This is a genomic window from Azospirillum agricola, assembly GCF_020005195.1.
GTDB classification, from domain to species: domain Bacteria; phylum Pseudomonadota; class Alphaproteobacteria; order Azospirillales; family Azospirillaceae; genus Azospirillum; species Azospirillum agricola.
In genome coordinates this window covers 1,050,960-1,070,966 of record NZ_JAIFZR010000004.1, presented here as the reverse complement: position 1 = coordinate 1,070,966, position 20,007 = coordinate 1,050,960, and the positions used below count along the sequence as shown (strand labels likewise).

The following is a 20,007-nucleotide window of genomic DNA, read 5'->3' as shown; positions in this document are numbered from 1 at the left end:
CGCTCAGGATGTCGGAGCGGAGCGTGGCTTCATCGCCCGCTCGTAGGCTTCGGCCTGCGCCCGCAGGCCGGCGATCTTCCGCTTCGACTCGTCCAGCTGGCGGCTGCGCTCCGCCGGGTCGAGCGCCGGGTCGGCCTGGACGGCGGCGATCCACTCCTGGAGCGCCGCGATCTGGCGGTCGAGCTCCGACGCCTGCGCCGCGTTGACCGCCGCACGGTCCTGTAGGCCGCGGATCCGCCGGCGCAACGCCGCGAGGTCGCGGTCGAGCGCCGTCGCCTCGCGCGTCAACCTCGCCTTCTCCCCGGCGTGGCGGTCCCGGTCCTGCGCGAGCGACAGGGAGGCCCGCTGCTCCTCCCCCTCCCCCTCCCGGGCCTGCTGCAACTCCGCCCGCTGGGCGGCGACGTTCTCGTCATATTGGCCGGACCACAGGCCCGCCACGCCGCCGACGAACCCGCCGCGGCGGGGATCGTTGGAGACACACCCCGCCGTCAGCAGGGCAAGCCCCGCCACGGCGATCCGAACGCCCATCCGCGCCATCGCGACCCTCCCGCAAGACAATTCGCAAATCAATGGGCCGAGGCCGGCTCACCCCCGGCTGCCGACGCTGCGAACCCGGGCGGAATAGGCCTGGAGCAGCTTCTTCAGCTCGGCCTCCTGCTTGTCCAGTTGGCGCATCTCCCCCTGCCACGCGCTCAGTTCGGCGGCGTTCCTGCCCTTCTCGGCCTGGGCCTTCGCCAGCAGCGCCTTGCTTCCGGCCAGCTTTTTGCCCAACTCCTCGACCTGTTGCAGCGCCGCCTGGTGCTCGCGCTCGGTCTTCGCGCTCAGGTCCCGCTGCGAGGCGAGGATCACGCGGCCCTGCGCGGCGTCGCGCTTCTGCTTGCGGATCTCCTTGTCCAGGCGCGCGATCTCCGCCTTCAGCCGGCCGTTGTAGTCCTTGATCGCGGCGTGGCGCTGCCGGGCGAGGGTGGTTTCCGCCTTGATCATCTCCTCGGTGTCGACGTAGGCCTGCTTCTCGTCGGCGACCAGGTTGCCGATCAGCACGCCCAGGCCGAGGCCCACCGCCGCGCCGATGGCGGCGCCGTCCCCCCCGCCCGCCAGCAGCCCGATGCCGCCGCCGATCGCAGTGCCGATCGCGCCGGCCTCGACCAGGGTCTGGGTCCGGTCGCTGGTCTGGCACGCCGTCAGCGACAACGCGACGACGGCGGCGATGCAAAGCCTTGATCTCACCATTGTGCCTCTCCCTGTTCGGTGAAGCCGTTCAGTGTGTTTCCCTGTATTCCCGAGCGAGATTCATGAACTGATCGCGCCAATCGTCCGGCGAAAGGCTTCCGCCGATGATGGAAAGCGCGTGCTGCCGGGTCGCCCGCAGGGAATGGGTCTTGATGGGGTCCGAGATGCCTTTCGACGCGAAATACGCCGCCGCATCGTCATGGGCGTCGTTGATGCAGGCGGCGTCCCGGTCGCTGACGGCGGCCAGTTGCCGGACGACGTCCTCGTAGACGGTGAACTCCGTCTCGAAATCCCGGAGGCTCTGGCCGTTGCGCCGCCCCATGGTGTCGAGGGTTTCCCGCGCGTGATCGTCGAGCGTGACGGCGCCCGAACGGATGGACGCCTCCAGCTCCGTCGCGGCCGTCTCGAAATAGAGCGCTTCCAGCAGGAAGCGGATCTGGTTGTCGGCCACGCTGCTTCCCGCCCGCATCAGCATGCGGCAGAGCTGCTTGTTCTCCTCGGCGATGCGGCGATGGGCGGCGGCCAGCTTCTGCTCGACCTCCGCCACCAGCGCGTTCGCCCGGTCGCTGCGGGGCGGCGTGTTGGCGGAGGAGCGGAGCGCCTCCTCCGCCACCGCCTGGAGGCTGCGCACCGACAGGCCGAGCGGCGTGACGTCGCGGCAGCCCCTGGTCGCGGTTTCGGCCGCCAGGCTCTCCACCGTACGCACGAACCGGGTGGTCGGCTTGTTGACCGAGCCGACCACCGGCCGGATGCCGGTGAACGGATCCCGTCCCGGTCCGGCGAAGGTCGGCAGGCCCGAGGGTTCCCCCAGGGACACGCCGGAGGGATTGGCCGGCGGCAGCCACGCGTAGGGGCGGAACTCCGACCGCAGCGCGTAGGTCAGCAGGCTGCTGTCGTTCTGCCAGCTCCCGCCGCGCGCGGTGATCCCCCCGGCCTTGCCCTGGCTCATCTCGGTCAGGAACATGCCGGCCGAGAGCTCCTGGACGTTGCCCAGGATGTCGAAGAAACCGCCGGGGGAGGGCAGGCGGTCGCCGCCGATGCGCCGCACCCCGGTCACCAGATCGTCGTCGGCCACGGGGGCGCCCTCCTCGGAGCGGGAGACGGCGTAGCGGTGGAAGTCGGCCGGCTGCTGGTACGGCTGGCTCCGGGAATAGCTGCGGTCGCGCAGCGCCGGCAGCCCGCCGCGCGCCGCGTGCTCCCACTCGATCTCCGTGGGCAGGCGCAGGAAGCCGGGGGCGCCGTCCAGCGTCGCGGCGTTGGCGATGACGGTCAGGCAGGCCCGGTCGGCGTAGCACCAGCTGTTGTAGCGCTCGAAGAGCTGCTGGACCTCGGACAGCGACAGGCCGCGCGCCGGATGGGACAGCGCCAGCGTCCGGTTGGCGGCGAGCTGCTCCCGCGTCCATCCGGCGAGTTGCCGCGCCTCCGGCTGGCCCCGGGCGGCGTCCAGGCCGGCCAGGATGGACCGCAGGCCGGCGTCGATGTCGCCGTCTCCGGCGATCGCGGCGGCCTGACCCAGCGTCAGCTCGTACTTGCCGAGATAGTAGAACCAGTTCTCCGCTCCCTCGCCGGGCGGAAAGGCGCCGGCCACCGGCACCTTCTGCACCGGCGCGAACGGGTCGTTTCCGCTGCCGTTCCCCATCGTGACGAGACGGCCGCGGTCGCACCAGAAATGCGCGCCCGGCACCTCGACGCGACGGAACACCAGCTCCAGCCGCCCGCCCGGCATCGGCAGATGCAGCTCCGTCTTCGAGGGAACGGTCGAGGGGCACGGATCGAACATCATCCGGTCGCCGCCATCGGCTGGCCGGCACGCCAGCGTTTCCGCCGCCGCCGCCGCCGGCTGCGAAGCGGGGGCGGCATGCAGGGGGCGCCCGAACCCCGCCGCGGCCAGGCAGGCCAGGACACCCAGGGCGGCGCGGACGGTCATGGCTCAGGCCTCCCGAAGCGCGACGGCCGGATCGATCCGGATCGCGAACAGGCCGGCGACGAACGAACTCGCCGCGGCGACGGTGACGGTGATCACGGACGCGAGCGCCAGATGCCCGGCCGGAAGGTGGCAAAGGCTGCTGCCGGGCGGAAGGCCCAGGGTGAAGCTGGTGTTGATGACGCGGGCCAGGGCGAGGAAGGCCCCCAGCGCCAGCGCGGCGCCCATGCCGGCGATGCCGACGCCCTGGCACATCGGGAAGCAGAACATCGCTCCCTGCCGCATCCCCATCAGGCGCATCATGCCCAGGTCCTTGCGCTTGCGCTGGACCGAGGCGTAGAGGCTGGACACCATGGCCGCGATGCCGCCGGCGATGCCGACGACGGCCACCAGCCAGAACAGCCGGGTCAGACCGCGGTCCAGCATCGCCACCTTCCGGATCTCGCCGAGCTGAGCCACGGTGTCGATGCCCTCCTCCAGCAGGGCACGGTGGAGGGGCTCGACGTCGTCGATCGTCGCGGCGTAGAGGCGGAAGCCCCGGTTGCCCGCCTTGGCGAGGACGAGGCCGCGCCGCTCCGGGTCGTAGACGACCCGCCGGTCGACGCCGGTGCGCAGCATGCCGAGCAGATCGGCCGGCACGATCAGGCGGTCGCCGTCGATGCGGCCGGCGACGCGCAGCGGCACGCCGGCCGACCCGCCGGCCGACAGGTTGCCGAACCGCAGCTCGACGGTCCCGGCGTCGCCGATGTCGAGCCCCGACGGGACCAGGGCCTGGGCGATGGATGGGAAGGACACCTCCGCGTTGCGGCTGGAGAAGGCCGGCCATGGCGTGGCCGGCAGGCCGGCGCGTTCCGCCGGTTCGGGGTCGGGCGACAGGCCCACCACGGCGACCGGGTGCCGGTGCGATCCGGCGGCGGAGGTCGCCGTGATCTCCGCCGCGCCGTCGGCCTGGGGCAGGATCAGCGCACCGCGTCCGCGCAGCTGGTCGGCGACGGTGCCGAGGCTGCTCCGCTGCACCGCCCCCGCCGCGACCCGCAGCCGGTAGACCGCTTCGGTCGCCGGCACCGTCAGCCCCAGCTCGGCCGCCAGTTCCGCCCTGTCGATGCGCCCGCCCTCGGTGAAGCCGGTGCCCAGCGTCAGCCGCGCCTCGTCGGCCGGGCTCAGCGGAGCGGGCAGCAGGAGGTAGGCGCGGTCGAAGCTGGGGTAGGGGACGGGCGTCGTGCCCGTCCAGCCGCGCTGCGGAACCGCCTTGCCCTCGCGGAAGGTCTCGATGTCCTCGGCGAGGGCGAAGGGAACGTAGAGCCGCTCGATCGGGTCGGCCCGCGGGTCGAGCACGCCGGCCACCGTCAGGGCGGCGCGGACCGTCTCGCCCGCCCGCCGCTCGATCACCATCTCCAGGACGTCGCCGGCCGCCGCCCTCAGCTTTTCCGCCGCCGCGAAGCTCAGCACGCCTTCGCCCTCGGCGGGCGGGCGGGCGCCGTTGGCGGCGATCAGCGGGTCGTTCGCCGTGGTCGGCAGCAGGTCGACGAACTCCTGCCGCTCCAGGCCCGGCCGGCCGAGCAGCACGCTGGAGGCCCCGCGCAGGATGTTGGGGACGACGTAGGCGACGTCCGGGCGTTGCGCCATCCGTTCGAACCACCGGGCGTCGTACTCGCGGCTGCGGAGAGGCTCCAGCCCGCGGAACGCCGGATCCTGGACCAGGCGGGTGCGGTAGGCCTCCACCGTGCCGTGCTTCAGGCCGAGCAGCAGCAGGATGGGCGTCATCACCGCGGCGACCGCCAGCGTCATGCAGGCCGTGAGGACCCATTCATGGCGCAGGTCGGCCAGCGCCAGGGCCGGGCCGAGCAGCCACGCGCGCTTGCCGCGCGGCGTCAGGGTGCCGATGCCGGCCGCGCCGGTCATGACGGCCGGTCCGCCGGGGCTTCGACGCGGGCGCAGCGCGAGCGGACGACGCCGTCGCCGCCCGCGTCCACCGTGAAGCCGTAGATCCGGTCCGCCCGGCCGCGCACCAGCTCGATGTCGTGGGTCACCATGACGACGGTGGTGCCCGATGCGCGGGCGAGCCCTTCGATGTCGGCGACGATCCGGACGGCGCGCGCGCGGTCGACCGCCGCGGTCGGCTCGTCGGCCAGGAAGATGGCCGGGCCGTGGACGAGAGCGCGCAGGATGGCCGCGCGCTGGCGTTCGCCGCCCGACAGCGTCTGCGGCATCTTGGCGAGTTCGCGGTCGATGCCGAAGCGCGCGGCCATCTCCCTCACCCGCGCGCGGTCGGGCGGCAGGCCCAGGATGCGCAGCGGCAGCAGGATGTTGTCCTCCACCGTCAGAAAGGGCAGCAGGCCGCCGGTCTGAAGGACATAGCCGAACCGGGCGGCGCGCAGGCGGGCCAGCCTGCCATGGTCCTGCGCGCCCCAGATCCGCCGCAGGTCGCAGGGCGGATCGCCGAGGGTGAAGGCGTCGGACGCGGTCGGGCGCGACACCAGCGCCAGGATGTCGAGCAGCGTGCTCTTTCCGCAGCCGCTCTCGCCGACGATGGCGACGAACTCGCCGCGGTGGGCGTCGAACTGCGGGACATGGAGTTCGAACGCCGTTGTCGACCGTCCGGTCCCGAGACGCTTGACCAGTCTCCGCAGGGTCAAGGCGGCGGCCGGCGATCGCGTTCGGGCCGCAGGCTCCGGAGTGTCCAGGATGTGCACGGCGAATCCCTTGGCGTGTTTACGGCAGATCGGTCAGGGGGATGGCGTAGACGGCTTCCAGGTCGCTGTGCCTCGGCGAGAGCTTGTGCCAGACCGCGTCGTTGCGGATCAGGCCCTTGTAGATCCGCAGCTTCCCGTCGAGCTCCCGCTCCATGTTCACCTTGTCGTCGACCGACATGCTGGCGTAGCGGCGGGGCGTCAGCCGCTGCGCCCCGGTGCGGTAGGGCAGGGAATCGATCCAGCGCGGCAGCAGGCTGGAATCCACCGTCTCCTCGGTCGCCATCACGCTGCGGGTGACGATCCCCTGCAGTTCCTGGAAGAAGTCGGAGTCCTTCATCTTCGACCGGCGCAGCGCCGTGACCACGCGTTCGATGGCGTTGGTCAGGTCCTCCAGATCCTTTTTCTCGACCAGCAGGCGGACCTCCAGCGCCTTGCGCGACGGATCGGCCATGTCGATGTCGACCGCCCAGCCGGTCAGGTCGGTGGGCGGGGACGCGGCGTCGCCGAGATAGGCGACCAGGGCGGCGGCGAAGCTTTCGAGGCCACGGTCCCGGATGCCCGGATCGTTCGCCCCAATTCCCGCCCCAGTTCCCGCCCCGGTTCCCCCGGCAGCCGGCATGACCGGCCGGCGCAGCACCGACACATCCCCCCGGCGCACCTTTTCGATCTCGTCCTTCCACAGGGAGACGATCGCCTGCACCTCGTCGGCGATGGCCGCCCGGTTGGCCGCGGGGTCGCGCGGATTCAGCGACACGCTGGCGTAGGACGGCATGGCCGGCCCCGGATTCTGCGCCATGGCCTTGAACTGGGCTTCGGCGATCGGATGATCGGCCTCCTGGCCGACCGGCTTGATGTGCAGGGCGTTGACGAAAACCCGCCCCGTGTCGGCCTGCGACCGGACCACCTGGGCGTTGACGTCGCGGTTCTTCGCGGTTCCCTGCTGGTTGCCGCTGGCGTCGCCGAGCAGCAGGATCATACGCACCGCGTTCTCGCTCCACCGCGAGTTCACCGCCTCGAGCATCCCTTCGAACAGCGTCTCCGGCAGATCGCCGCCATCGGCCGCCTGGGCCTGGGGGTCGGTGTCGAGCGTCAGCACCAGCGTCTCGGCGTCGAACAGCCCGGTGGCGGTCCAGTTCTTCACCGTCGTGAAGCGGCAGCCGCCGCACTCCTGCGGCACGTCGGTGAAGCCGACCAGCCCGAAGCGCATGGTCGCGTGCTGATCTTTCGCCAGCGCCCGGATCATGCTGGCGACCGCGGCCTTCGCCCCGTCGAGATAGGGCTGCATGCTGCCCGTCATGTCGAGGACGAACTTGACGTCGACGTTGAGGGTGTCCGCCGCCGTGCCCGCCGTGCTTTCCGGCATCAGGGCGTCGTGCAGCAGGTCGTCGAGATCGGTGCCCGGCGCGAGGCGTCCGGTGTTCAGGTCGGTTTGCGGAATCGCGGCGGCGAGCCTCAGGTAGCGCGCGCTCCGCTCGGCGGCCTGGAAGGATTCGAAGGCGATGACGGGCAGAATGTAGAAGTTGCTCTCGATGTTGATGAACCGCTTTGGTTCCACCATCACCAGCCCGTACTTCTCCTCCAGCCTCGTCTCGGCCGCGTCGACCGCCTGGATGAGGCGGGTCACCGTCCGCGCCCGGTCCGGCGCGCTCATCACCGCCCGCACCCGGTCCAGGCTGTCGAACATCAGGACCGGCGTGCGGGGATCCATCAGGTTGTCGCCGGGGTGGGTGTAGCTGACGATCAGGGCGTGCGGCCACTCGATGGCGTTGCCGGCCTCGATCCAGCCGAAGCTGTCCCGGACGGTGTCGCCGATCCGATACCAACCCTTGGGGTGGATCGGGTCGTTCAGGTCGACCCCGCGGCGGTCGAACACGAACCAGGGATTGAACGGGGGCAGGTTGCCGCGGATGACCTTCGCGTCCCGGCTCGGTGATTCGTAGACCGTCGTCAGCGGACGGATCAGAACACGGGCCGGCAGGTCGCTGCCCCGATTGCGGCAGACCGCCTGCCCCTGCGAACAGACCATCATGGTGTCGGTCGCGGCCATGGTGTCGGTCGCGGCGCGCCCGGAAACCGGAAACGCGCCGATGAACGCCGCCACCATTCCCAAGAAGGCGAAAAGGGACAGCCTGTTCCGTAAGCCCGCGCCGGCCATCGAGTCGTGCTCCCCAATCTGGAACTGACTGAATTCGTTTGAGATTTCTATTTACCTCAATGTTCGCACGCTTATTTGATAACATTTCCCTGGAAAATACACAAAAACCATCTTGCCGAGCCCGATATTCAAGTCAAGATATGTTTTCGTCCTCTATAAAAATTCAATGAATACATTTGCATGATTTTGAATGATGCAATGTTTTGCGTAAGCGGGGAGCGTGGGAATGAGGGCTTGAACTCGGGGAAATTCTGAATTTTTTTCATGTCCAGGCGTATCCGGTTCCTGGGTCTTGCGGCAGGCATGGGGCCGGATCCGGATCGTCCCGATCAACGCGGAACCGCGGCTCATGCCGGATCAGAACGACGCGAACGCTCCCGACGCGGAGAGGGTGATCGACCTCTACCGCTCGGCCATCGCCACGGCGCGGGCGGCAAGGCGTGAGGGCGCGCTGCGTCCGGGCGAGGCGCCCGACGCGGCCTTCGCCTGGACCTCTCCCGCAAGCCGAATCGCACAGGACACGCCGGCGCGTCCGGTACCCAGGCCGCGCCGGTGGTTTCTCTCCCTTTGGCGCGCGCTTGCCGGCGGCCTGGTGACGGGGGCGTCGTCACGCCGCGCGAGGGTGAACATGGCCGCCGCGACCGTGGTGGCCGCCGCCGTCGTCGCGGCCGCCCTGCTGATTTTCGGCCGCTTCGACGAAACGCCGCTCCGTCCGCTTCCGGCGGGAGCCTTCGCCGATTGCGCGGCATGCCCGCCGCTCCGAACCATCGACGTGCCACCGGACCGCGCCGCCCACCCCAAGGCGCCCTTCGCCATCGGGGTCTACGAGGTCACGGTCGGCGAGTGGCGGTCCTGCGTGGCCGCGGGGCGATACCAGTTCGCCGACAGGAAGCTGACGCTGAAGGTTGCATGGCCGGAGCCGATCTTCCTGGTCCGGGACCAGCGCAGCCATCAGCTGGGCGGCGGTCCGCGCGACGTCCCGCTGAACGCCAACGACCGCCTGACCTCCAACTTCTGGGAACTGCGCGTCTTCGACGGCCAGCCGCAGGCGTGACGCCGGAATCGTGACGCCGGCCTCCTCGGTCCTGGCCGTCCCGCCCGCGTTCCCGATCGTCGCCGTCGACACCCCCGCGCACATCGAGGGCGCCATCGCCGCGCTCCGTGGCCTCGCCCGGCCGATGCCGCCGGAGGATTGCGTCGGCCTTCGCCGGCCGCCGTCACGGCCGCCGTCACGGTCGCCGGCCCGTTCCCGTGATGGCGGCCCGACCCCATCTTGCCTCTGTCCGGGAGACGCCCGCCATGCCAGTGTGCGCGCTGCCCCGGTGGGGAAGGGCGGTTGCGTGGGTGCGAGCATGGATCATCCGATGGACTCCGGTCCCGGCGTCACCGTTCTGGGGAGCGATGGCGAGACCCGGCTGATGCGGGTGACGCGTCCGGGCCAGCCCTTTTCCCTGCTGGTCCGGGCGGTGGAAGCGGATGGCCGGAGGGCGGCGGGTCCGGCGGCGCTCCTGCGGCGGGAGCATGATCTCGCCGGCCGTCTCGATCCCGCCTGGGCGGTCAAGCCGCTGCATCTGCTCCGCCACCGCGACCCGCCCGTTCTGACGATGGCGGATCCGGGCGGGCAGCCCCTCTGCGCGCTGGCGCTGGCGACGCTGACTCTCCAGCAGCGGCTCGCCCTCGCGGCGCGGATCGTCGAGGCGGTCGTGCCGCTGCACCGGCGCGGGCTGCTGCACCGCGATCTGCGGCCCTTCAACCTGCTGGTCGGCGACGACCGGACGGTGCGTCTGACCGGTTTCGGCCGGGCCGGGGCGCCGTCGGCCGCCCCACCGCAGGACATGGCGGAACTGCCCGCCCAGCCCGCCTACATGGCGCCGGAGCAGACCGGGCGGATGAGCCGTCCGGTCGACCGGCGGAGCGACCTCTACACGCTCGGCGTCACCCTGTACGAGCTGTTCACCGGAACGCTGCCCTTCACGGCGCGCGAGCCGACGGAGTGGGTCCATTGCCATCTGGCCCGCGCGCCCGTTCCGCCCGCGCTGGTCGATCCCGCTCTGCCGTCGGCCGTTTCCGACATCCTGCTGCGGCTGCTCGCCAAGACGGCCGAGGACCGCTACCAGAGCGCCGAGGGCCTTCTGCGCGACCTCGCCGAGACGGCGCGGCTGTGGGAAACCCAGGGCTGCGTCCCGTTCTTTCCGGTCGGCCAGCGCGACCGGCCGGAGGGGCTGGTCCAGCCGCCGGCGCTCTACGGGCGCGACGGGCCGGTGGCCGCCCTGCAAGCGGCCTTCGACCGTGTCGCCGAGCGTGGCCGGATGGGCGTCGTGCTGGTCGCCGGCCGGTCGGGCATCGGGAAATCCTCCGTCGTCCGGTCCCTGCGCGAGCAGGTCGTGCCGCCGCGCGGGCTGTTCGCCTCCGGCAAGTTCGACCAGAGCCGGCGCGACCTTCCCTACGCCAGTCTGGCCGACGCCTTCCGGGCGCTGGTCGACGGCATCCTCGGCCAGCCCGCCCCGCACCGCGACCACTGGCGGCGCGAGCTGCGCGAGGCGGTCGGCGACAACGGGGCGCTGATGACCGCCCTGATCCCCAACCTCGCTGCCCTGATCGGCGAGCCGCCACCGGTCGCGCCGCTGCCGCCGCAAGAGGCGCAGAACCGCTTCGACCGGCTGTTCCGCCGGGTGCTCCAGGTCTTCGCCCGTCCCGAGCACCCGCTCGTCCTGTTCCTCGACGACCTGCAATGGCTGGACCGCGCCACCCTCGACCTGCTCGACCGCCTGCTCGCCCATGGCGGCCCCGGCCATCTGCTGCTGGTCGGGGCCTACCGCGGCGACGAGGTGGGCGCCGGACACCCGCTGCTGGGGCTGATCGGGCGGGTGCGGACGGCCGGGCGCGACCTCGACCGCGAGGAGATCGATCTGGCGCCGCTGCCGCCCGCCGACCTGCGGCGGCTGGTCGCCGACAGCCTGGGCCGCGCGCCCGACGAGGTGGCGGCGCTCACCGACCTTCTGCACGGGCGGACGGGCGGCAACCCCTTCTTCGCGGCGCAGCTCCTGATCGCGCTGGAGCGTTCGGGCCACCTGCGCTTCGATCCGGCGGAAGGGCGCTGGGATTGGGACATCGACGCGGTCCGGGCGGCGCGGTCGGGCGACAGCGTCGCCACGCTGATGACCGAACGGCTCGGCCGCTTCCCACCGGTGACGCGGGATCTGCTGGCCCGCCTCGCCGGGCTCGGGGCGAGCGTCCGGCTCGCCACCCTGGCGCGCGCCGGCGGCCTGCCGGCCGGCGCGGTCGAACAGGCGCTGGAGCCGGTCGTCGCCGAGGGGCTGCTGCTGCGGACCGGGGAGGGGTACCGTTTCCTCCACGACCGGGTGCAGGAGGGGGCCTGCGCCCTGGTGCCGGAGGGGGAGCGGAGCGCCCTCCACCTCGCCGTCGCCCGCGCCCTGCGCGGCGGCCTCGCCGCCGGCGACGAATCCGGGGAGGGGCTGTTCGAGCTGGTCGGCCAGTACGACCGCTGCCTGTCCCTGCTCGACGATCCCGGCGAGCGGGAGGAGGTGGCGGCGCTCCACCTGGCCGCCGGGCATCGGGCCAAGGCCGCCAGCGCCCACGGGGCGGCGCTGGCCTACGCGCTGGGCGGCCTGTCCCTGCTCGACGATCCGCCGTGCCCGGACCGGCGGCGCCCGGAGCGCCCGGAACGCCAGGAACGCCAGGAACGGCTGGGCTTCGCCCTGGAGCATCTGCGCGCCGAATGCGAGTTCCTGAACGGCGACCTGCCGCTGGCGGAGCAGCGCCTCGGCGATCTCGTCGGGCGGGCCGCCACGCTGGCCGACCGCGCGGCGATCACCGCGCTGCTGGTGACCGTCCACACCGCCATCGACCGCAGCGACCGGGCGATCGGCAGTTGCCTGGCCTATCTGCGGGAGGTTGGGACCGACTGGCCGGCGCACCCGTCCGACGATCTGGTGCAGCGGGAGTACCGGCGGCTGCGGGCGTCCATCGGCGACCGGCCGATCGCCTCCCTGGCGGGGCTTCCCGCCGCCGACGATCCGGACAGCCGGGCGACGCTGGACGTGCTGGCCGCCGCGCTGCCGCCCGCCTTCTTCAGCGACCGCAATCTGGTCTGCCTGATCCTGTGCCGCATGGCCAACCTGTCGCTGGAGCGTGGCCGGAGCGACGCCTCCGCCCTCGGCTTCGCCTATCTCGGGATGGTCGCCGGCCCTTGTTTCGGCGACTACGCCGCCGGCTACGCGTTCGGCCGGCTCGGCCTCGACCTTTCGGAGCGGGAGGGGCGGACCCGCTACCGGGCACGGGTGCTGATGACCTTCGCCTACCACGTCGTGCCCTGGACGCGCGACGTCCGCAGCGAGCGGGCGCTGCTGCTGCGCGCCTTCGACGAGGCGCGCGAGGCCGGCGACGTCACCTACGGCGGTTTCACCAGCGTCACGCTGGTCACCAGCATGCTGGCGGCGGGCGACCCGCTGGCGACGGTGCAGCGGACGGCGGAGACACGGCTCGCCTATGTCCGGCAGGTCCGCTTCGGGCTATGCATCGACATCCTGACCACCCAGTTGCAGGCGTCGCGCGCCCTGCGCGGCCTGACCGACGGCCCCGGATCCTTCGACGGTCCGGATTTCGACGATGCCGCCTTCGAGGCCCGGCTGCGCGCCAACCCCAGCCTCGACATCGCTCTCTGCTGGCACTGGATCCGCGCCCTTCAGGTCCGCTGCATCGCTGGCGAGCCCGCCGCCGCCGTCGCCGCCGCCGAGCGCGCGGAACGGCTGCTGTGGACCAGCTCCGGCCATCTGGAGATGGCCGAGTTCCATTTCTACGGCGCGCTGGCGCGGGCCGGCCTGCTGGAGGGCGGCGCCCCGGACAGCCACATCCCGGACGGCCACATCCCAGACGGTGACATCCCGGATACCGGGCGCTCCCGTCACGCGGCGGCCCTGGCCGGGCATCGCGGGCAGCTGCGGGAATGGGCCGCCAACAACCCCGACGGCTTCGAGGCCCGCTTCGCTCTGGTCGAGGCGGAAGCGGCGCGGATCGACGGACGGAGCGGGGAGGCGATGCGTGGCTACGACCGCGCGGTGCGGGCGGCGCGGCGCACGGCCCTGCCGCATGTCGAGGCGCTGGCCAACGAGCGCGCCGCCGCCTTCTACCACCGCATCGGCCTGCCCACGCTCGAACTGGCCTGCCTGCGGGAGGCGCGGGCCGCCTACGGGCGATGGGGGGCGACGGCCAAGGTCCGGCAGCTCGACCGGCTGCACCCCGCCCTGGCGGCCGAGCGGGCCGAGGCGGCGCCGGAACCGCCGCGCACCCTCGACGGGGCCGATCTGGCGGCGTTGCTGGAAACCCTGCGGGCGGTGTCCGACCAGGCGAGCGTCGAACGGCTCACCACCACCCTGCTGACCCTGGTGCTGGAGCAGGCCGGCGCCAGCCGCGGGCTGCTGATCCTCGCCCGCGACGGCCGGCTGCGGGTGGAGGCGGAGGCGTCGACCGGCCTCGACGGCGTGTCCGTCCGCCTCGTGCAGGAGGACGCCGACCGGCTTGCGCTGCCGCACGCGATGATCCAGGCGGCCATCCGCGACCAGGAGACGCTGATCGTCGACGACACGCGGCTGCCCGGCCCCTTTTCGGCCGACCCCTACGTCCGCGACGCCGAGGCGCGCTCCATCCTGTGCATGCCGCTGGTCCGCCAGACGCGGGTCGTCGGCCTGCTCCATCTGGAGAACGCGCTGGCAACCCACGCCTTCACCCGCCGGCGGGTCGACGTGCTGACCCTGCTGGGCGCGCAGGCCGCCGCCTCCCTGGAGACCGCGACGCTGGAGGAGAAGGAGGCGCTGCTGAAGGAGGTCCACCACCGGGTCAAGAACAACCTGCAACTGGTCACCAGCCTGCTGAACCTCCAGGCGAACCGGATCGCGGATCCGGAGGTGGCGGCCCTGTTCGCCGACAGCCGCGACCGGGTCCGCTCGATGGCGCTGGTGCACGAGAATCTGTACCGGCTCGGCAACTTCGCGCGGGTGCCGATGCGGGCGCATCTGGAATCGGTGTGCGCCCATCTGCTGCGCGCCTACGCCCCGCGCACCGGAGCGGTCCGGCTGGACATGGAGCTGGAGGACCTGACGCTCGACCTCGACCGCGCGGTGCCCTGCGGCCTGATCGTCAACGAACTGGTGTCCAACGCGTTGAAGCACGCCTTTCCGGACGGGCGCGACGGGGTGCTGCGGGTCGCCCTTACCACCGATGGGGAGGTGTGCCGCCTGTCCGTCCGCGACGATGGCGTGGGCTTGCCCGGTGGCCGTGTTCCCGATAGGTTGGGAACCATCGGGCTTCAGCTTGTCGAGGATTTGACCGGTCAATTGCACGGAAACATGCAGCACAACCCGCGGCACGATTCCAGGGCGGGCGCCGAATTCGTCGTCGCCTTCCCTTTGAAAGGCTGGAACCGGGGGCATGAATGAGCGCGGCCCGCATCCTCATCGTTGAAGACGACCGCATCGTCGCGCGCGACATCCAGCAGCAACTTGCCCGGATGGGCCATGAGGTGGTCGCCACGTCGGCCAGCGGGGAGGACGCGATCCGGCTCGCCGGCCGTCACCAGCCGGATCTGGTGCTGATGGACATCCGGCTGGAAGGCGAGATGGACGGGATCGAGGCCGCCCGCCGGATCCGCGACACCCACCGCATCCCGATCGTCTTCCTGACCGCCTACGCCAACGACGAGACCGTGCGGCGCGCCAGCCTGACCGAACCCTTCGGCTATCTGCTGAAGCCGTTCGAGGAGCCGCAGATGCGCACCGTCATCCAGATGGCGCTCTACAAGCACGCCAGCGACGTCAAGCTGCGGATGAGCGAGCGGCGCTACGCCACGACGCTGGCCAGCATCCGCGACGGCGTCATCCTGTGCGACGGCGACGGCCGGGTCGGCTTCATGAACCGGGCGGCCGAGGCGATGACCGGCTGGACGGCGGCGGAGGCGGCCGGGCTGCCGCTCGCCACGGTCTTCGTCGCCGTGGACGAGGAGACGCAGGAGCCGCTGGAGGATTTCGCCGCGCTGGCCCTGCGCAGCGGCCCGCTCGCCCCGCCGGAGCGCCTGTCCAGGCTGCTGCCCCGCGCCGGGGCGCCGGAGTGCGCCGGGGTGGTGGCGGGCGGCGTGGTGATCGAGGAGCGCTGCTCCGCCGTCATCGACGACCGCGGGCAGGTGGCGGGCGCCATCCTGGTGTTCAGCGACCTGACCCAGCGCCGGCAGATCGCCGAGGCCTTGCGCAGGGCCGAGGCCGACCTCGCCCACATCGGCCGCCTGACCATGATGGGGGAACTGGCCACGGCCATCGCCCACGAGGTCAACCAGCCGCTGATGGCGATCGTGACCAACGCCGGCACCTGCCTGCAACATCTGTCGAAGGCGCAGCCCGATCTGGCCAAGACCCGCGCCGTGGTCGAGCGGATCGTCCGCGACGCCCAGCGGGCCGGCGACGTCGTCCGCAGCATCCACGCCCTGGCCCGCCGCACCCCGGCCGACCCCGGCTGGGTCGACATGAGCGCGCTGATCGCCGACACGCTGGCGCTGGTGCGGGCGGAACTGCGCCGCGCGCGGATCCGGGTGGAGACCGACCTGATCCAGGGGCCGCCCTGGGTTCATGGCGACCGGGTCCAGCTCCAGCAGCTTCTGCTGAACCTCGTGATGAACGCCATCGAGGCGATGGCCGCGCCGGAGATCGACGACCGGCGGCTGCGCATCACCACCGACGCCGAAGCCGCCGGCCCCGGGGGCGGCCGCATCCGTGTCCGCGTCGAGGACAGCGGCGTCGGCATCGCCGAGGCCGACGCCGAAACCCTCTTCCGGGCGCTGTACACCACCAAGCCCGACGGGCTGGGGATGGGGCTGTCGATCAGCCGTTCCATCGTCGAGCTTCACGGCGGGCGGCTGGCCGCCGGGTCCGCCGTGCCGCGCGGAAGCGTGTTCGAATTCGTGCTGCCCGTGAAGCCGCCTGCGAAATCCGGGGGGAATGATGGGAACGAAGGCCGGTGACAGCGTGACCGTCGTGATCATCGACGACGACGAGGCGGTGCGCGAGGCGCTGGAGGGGCTGCTCGACTCCGTCGGGCTGCGGGTGCGGAGCTTCGCGTCGGTGCAGCAGTACATCGATCTCGGCCCGGTCATCGATGCCGGCTGCATGGTGCTCGACGTCCGGTTGCCGGGGCGCAGCGGGCTGGATTTCCACGCCGAGCTGGCCCGCTCGCCCTCCCGCCTGCCGGTGATCCTCATCAGCGGCCACGCCGACGTGCCGATGTCGGTGCGCGCCATGAAGGCCGGGGCCTTCGAATTCCTGACCAAGCCGGTCCATCACCAAGAGCTGCTGGACGCCATCCACGCGGCGATGGCGCGGAACCGCGAGCAGCGCGACCGGGAACGCGGCCTCGCCGTCCAGCGCAGCCGCTTCGACAGCCTGACGGCGCGCGAGCGCGAGGTGGCGCTGATGGTGGTGGCCGGCCGGCGCAACAAGCAGATTGCCGGCGACCTCGGCCTCAGCGAGGCGACGGTGAAGCTGCACCGCGGGCAGGCCATGCGCAAGCTGGAGGCGCAGTCGGTCGTGGAACTGGTGCGCATCGTCGACAGCCTGACGCCGTCCTAGACCCTGCCCCCGTCCTAGACCCTGCCCCCGTCCTAGACCCCGCCCCGTCCTAGACCAAGGTCTAGGATCGCTCGCCCCAGGCATGGCGAAACCCAATCTGCGTTCAGTAGTTTTACGCAACGACCATCGCTTACCCTGCGGCATAAGGAAGCAGACGGCCGCCGGGGCCGGGCCGCCCGGACCGGGCAGGGGAGGCAAGGATGGCGACGGCGATGGCCGCAGGAAGCAATCTCGACCTGGGTTTCATTCCGGCGCCGGCCAAGCCGGAGGTGCTGATCCGCCGGCTCGGGGGGGAATGGTGGGGATCGCCCGCATCCGTTGCGACACCGACGGGCTGGGGCCGCTCGACACCCCGGCGATCGAGGACGCCTTCCTGATCAGCCACCACCTGTCGCACTTCCATTCCGAGATCAAGGTGGACGGCAAGCCGGTGGCGAGGCCGCGCGACATCGCCGGGCTCACCACCATCCACGACTTCCGGCACGACATCGCCTGCCACATGCACACCGCCTTCGACACGCTGACCTTCCATCTGCCGCGCGTCGTGCTGGAGACCATCTTCCCGGACGGCGGGCCGGAGCAGTTCGAGGATCTCGACATCGAGCCGAGCGGCTGCGTCGCCGACCCGACCATCGCCGCGATGGCGGCGGCCGTGCTGCCGGCGCTCGCCATGCCGGAACGGATCAGCCTGCTGTTCCTCGACCATGTGAGCTGCGCCCTGGCGACGCACGTCGTTGCCGCCCATGGCCGGCTTTCGGCGGTCCGGGCCGGCGGCGCGCTCGCCCCCTGGCAGGAACGGCGGGCCAAGGAGATGATCGCCGCCCGGCTGGACGGGGAGATCAGGCTGGCCGATCTGGCGGCCGAATGCCGGCTGTCGGTCGGGCATTTCGCCCGCGCCTTCCGCCAGACCACCGACACCTCCCCGCACCAATGGCTGTTGCAGCGCCGGGTCGAGCACGCCAAGACGCTGATGCGGGACGGCACCCGGACGCTGGCCGACGTCGCGCTCGCCTGCGGCTTCGCCGACCAGAGCCATTTCTCCCGCACCTTCCGCCGCCTCACCGGCGTCACGCCCCGCGCCTGGCGCCATCGCCACACGGCGGCGGGGACGAGGGCGGGCGCCGTTCCGAGGCCGGCGGACAGCCTGCCGGTCTGACCGCCCGGTGCCGCCCGGCCGGCCGCCGGAATGCGCGGAACCTTCAAAAGCCGTTCCGAAGAGGCAATCCGCCCGGCCGGCCCTTCGCTAGCATCGCCGCCACGGATCGCGCAACCGAGGCACAAGGAAGCAGGCCATGCTCCAGGGCAGCTACGTGACCACCAGGGACGGTGTCCAGATCCACGTCAAGCAGTGGGGGCCGGACAGCGGCCAGCCGGTCGTCTTCAGCCATGGCTGGCCGCTGTCCGGCGACGCCTTCGAGGACCAGATGCTGTTCCTGGCCCAGCGCGGCTACCGGACGATCGCGCACGACCGGCGCGGCCACGGGCGCTCCTCGCAGCCGGGCTTCGGCAACGACATGGACCATTACGCCGACGACCTCGCGGCCGTCACCGAGGCGCTGAACCTCAAGGGCGCCGTCCATGTCGGCCATTCCACCGGCGGCGGCGAGGTCGCCCGCTACATCGGCCGCCACGGCGTGTCGCGCGTCGCCAAGGCGGTGCTGATCGGCGCCGTCACGCCGATCATGGTGCGGACCGCCTGGAATCCGGACGGCGTGCCGCCGGAGGTGTTCGACGGCATCCGCGCCGGCGTTGCGGCCGACCGCGCCCAGTGGTTCAAGGACTTCACCCCGGCCTTCTACGGCTACAACCGTCCCGGCGCCAAGGCGTCGCAGGGCGTGATGGACAGCTTCTGGATGCAGGGGATGCAGGGCGGCCTGCTGGCGCAGTACGAGTGCGTCAAGGCCTTCTCGGAGACCGACCTGCGCGAGGATCTGAGGAAGATGATCGTGCCGACGCTGGTGCTGCACGGCGACGACGACCAGATCGTGCCGCTGGAAACCACCGGCAAGGCCGCCGCCGCCCTGCTGCCCAAGGGCACGCTGACCATCGTTCCCGGCGCCCCGCACGGCCTGTGCACCACCCACAAGGATGTGGTGAACGAGGCGCTGCTCGCCTTCCTCAAGGCCTGAGCGCCGGCGCCTCCGCTCGGTTTCCCTCTTCCACCGTCATGGCCGGCGCGAGGCCGGGCCTGGCGGCTGGATGGGCGTTTCCGCCGGCCTCCCCAATCCCGACACCCCAACCCCGACAACAAGGGACAGAGACATGACCTTCCAGGCCAAGAAGCTGCTGAACGCCGACGACACCGTCTTCCTCTTTATCGACCACCAGCCGCAGATGTCCTTCGGCGTCGTCAACATCGACCGCCAGCAGCTCAAGAACAACACGATCGCGCTGGCCAAGACGGCGAAGCTGTTCGGCGCCACCACCATCCTGACGGCGGTCGAGACCGAGAGCTTCTCCGGCTACATCTGGCCGGAGCTGATGGACGTGCTCCAGCAGACGCCGATCGAGCGCACCTCGATGAACAGCTGGGATTCCGAGGATCTGGTCGCCGCCATCAAGGCGACCGGCAAGAAGAAGCTGGTCATCGCCGCCCTGTGGACCGAGGCCTGCCTGCTGTTCCCGACGCTGTGCGCGCTGGAGGAGGGCTTCGAGGTCTACATCGTCACCGATGCGTCGGGCGGCACCTCGCAGGAATCGCACGACGCCGCCGTGCGCCGCATGGAGCAGGCCGGCGCCCAGTCGATGACCTCGGTCACCGTGCTGCTGGAGTTGCAGCGCGACTGGGCCAAGCGCGGCACCTACGACGGCGTCATGAACATCGTGCGCGAGCATTTCGGCGCCTACGGCATGGGCGTCGACTACGCCTACACCATGGTCCACAAGGCGCCGCAGCGCGGTGCCTATCCGCACAAGGTCGTCGGCGCCGCCACGCACGAGCACGCCTGACGGTTTGAGGCCCCTCTCCCCGAGGGAGGGGGGCTTCCCGCTTTTTCAAGCAACGGCTTTCGGCTTCCCCAGCCGGTCGGGTGGCCAAGACCCAGGACGGAACGCCATGATGCCCTACCTCCTTTCCCTGGGCGCCGGCCTGCTGGTCGGCGTCATCTATGCGTTGATCGGGGTGCGCTCGCCCGCCCCGCCGACGATCGCCCTGATCGGGCTGCTCGGCATGCTGGTCGGCGAGCAGGTCGTCCCGGTCGCCAAGCGGCTGCTCGCCGGACAGCCGGTGCTCGCCTTCATCCAGGGCGACTGCGCGCGCCATGTCCTCGGGCCGCAGGCTGGGAAGGGCGTACCGGCGGACCAGCGGCCCCCCGACCATTCTCCAGGGGGTCACGCATGAGCGGACCGACCCGCCGCCGGGCGATGGCCGGAGCC

General features: G+C 71.5%; 15 protein-coding genes. 9 read left to right on the top strand and 6 right to left on the bottom strand.

Annotated elements, in window-relative coordinates; all coding sequences use genetic code 11:
* Positions 1-3 precede the first annotated feature (3 nt).
* The 6 genes from JN22_RS13420 to JN22_RS13395 form a co-directional block, all read right to left on the bottom strand.
* On the bottom strand, positions 4-537 hold the full coding sequence (locus JN22_RS13420) for a hypothetical protein (protein WP_085554383.1): 534 nt from the start codon (positions 535-537) through the stop codon (positions 4-6).
* Between the two features lie 48 nt (positions 538-585).
* Positions 586-1,230, bottom strand: coding sequence for a hypothetical protein (locus tag JN22_RS13415; RefSeq protein WP_143268286.1), 645 nt, complete (start codon positions 1,228-1,230; stop codon positions 586-588).
* A gap of 28 nt (positions 1,231-1,258) precedes the next feature.
* Positions 1,259-3,157 carry a formylglycine-generating enzyme family protein gene (locus tag JN22_RS13410; RefSeq protein ID WP_085554381.1) on the bottom strand — a complete coding sequence of 633 codons (1,899 nt, stop codon included), beginning with the start codon at positions 3,155-3,157 and terminating at the stop codon, positions 1,259-1,261.
* Between the two features lie 3 nt (positions 3,158-3,160).
* A complete protein-coding gene (locus tag JN22_RS13405) occupies positions 3,161-5,056 on the bottom strand; it encodes an FtsX-like permease family protein (RefSeq protein WP_085554380.1) in 1,896 nt (631 codons plus the stop codon).
* Complete coding sequence (locus JN22_RS13400; protein WP_211099647.1) at positions 5,053-5,790, bottom strand: ABC transporter ATP-binding protein; 738 nt, start codon at positions 5,788-5,790, stop codon at positions 5,053-5,055. The genes JN22_RS13405 and JN22_RS13400 overlap by 4 nt, the downstream gene beginning before the upstream one ends.
* A gap of 76 nt (positions 5,791-5,866) precedes the next feature.
* A complete protein-coding gene (locus JN22_RS13395; protein WP_143268285.1) occupies positions 5,867-7,894 on the bottom strand; it encodes a vWA domain-containing protein in 2,028 nt (675 codons plus the stop codon).
* Here JN22_RS13395 and JN22_RS13390 point away from each other — a divergent pair.
* The 9 genes from JN22_RS13390 to JN22_RS13350 all read left to right on the top strand — a co-directional run bounded on the left by JN22_RS13390 (position 7,875) and on the right by JN22_RS13350 (position 19,972).
* Complete coding sequence (locus JN22_RS13390) at positions 7,875-8,030, top strand: hypothetical protein (protein ID WP_179166148.1); 156 nt, start codon at positions 7,875-7,877, stop codon at positions 8,028-8,030. The two genes, JN22_RS13395 and JN22_RS13390, sit on opposite strands and share 20 nt — an antisense overlap.
* A 321-nt stretch (positions 8,031-8,351) precedes the next feature.
* Positions 8,352-9,056 carry a formylglycine-generating enzyme family protein gene (locus JN22_RS13385; RefSeq protein WP_143268284.1) on the top strand — a complete coding sequence of 235 codons (705 nt, stop codon included), beginning with the start codon at positions 8,352-8,354 and terminating at the stop codon, positions 9,054-9,056.
* A 310-nt stretch (positions 9,057-9,366) separates the two neighbouring features.
* Complete coding sequence (locus JN22_RS13380) at positions 9,367-14,457, top strand: AAA family ATPase (protein WP_223677704.1); 5,091 nt, start codon at positions 9,367-9,369, stop codon at positions 14,455-14,457.
* Entirely contained in the window at positions 14,454-16,028 is a 1,575-nt protein-coding gene (locus tag JN22_RS13375) for a response regulator (protein WP_085554376.1), read from the top strand. The genes JN22_RS13380 and JN22_RS13375 overlap by 4 nt, the downstream gene beginning before the upstream one ends.
* Entirely contained in the window at positions 16,006-16,632 is a 627-nt protein-coding gene (locus tag JN22_RS13370; protein ID WP_085554375.1) for a response regulator transcription factor, read from the top strand. Before JN22_RS13375 ends, JN22_RS13370 begins: the two co-directional genes overlap by 23 nt.
* A gap of 295 nt (positions 16,633-16,927) precedes the next feature.
* Entirely contained in the window at positions 16,928-17,788 is an 861-nt protein-coding gene (locus JN22_RS13365) for a helix-turn-helix transcriptional regulator (protein ID WP_223677703.1), read from the top strand.
* 136 nt (positions 17,789-17,924) lie between these two features.
* Positions 17,925-18,761 (top strand): alpha/beta fold hydrolase, encoded by an 837-nt coding sequence (locus tag JN22_RS13360; RefSeq protein WP_085554374.1) that lies wholly within the window; start codon positions 17,925-17,927, stop codon positions 18,759-18,761.
* A 133-nt stretch (positions 18,762-18,894) separates the two neighbouring features.
* On the top strand, positions 18,895-19,581 hold the full coding sequence (locus JN22_RS13355; RefSeq protein WP_085554373.1) for a hydrolase: 687 nt from the start codon (positions 18,895-18,897) through the stop codon (positions 19,579-19,581).
* Between the two features lie 106 nt (positions 19,582-19,687).
* Positions 19,688-19,972 carry a XapX domain-containing protein gene (locus JN22_RS13350; protein ID WP_085554372.1) on the top strand — a complete coding sequence of 95 codons (285 nt, stop codon included), beginning with the start codon at positions 19,688-19,690 and terminating at the stop codon, positions 19,970-19,972.
* The last annotated feature ends 35 nt before the right edge of the window (positions 19,973-20,007 follow it).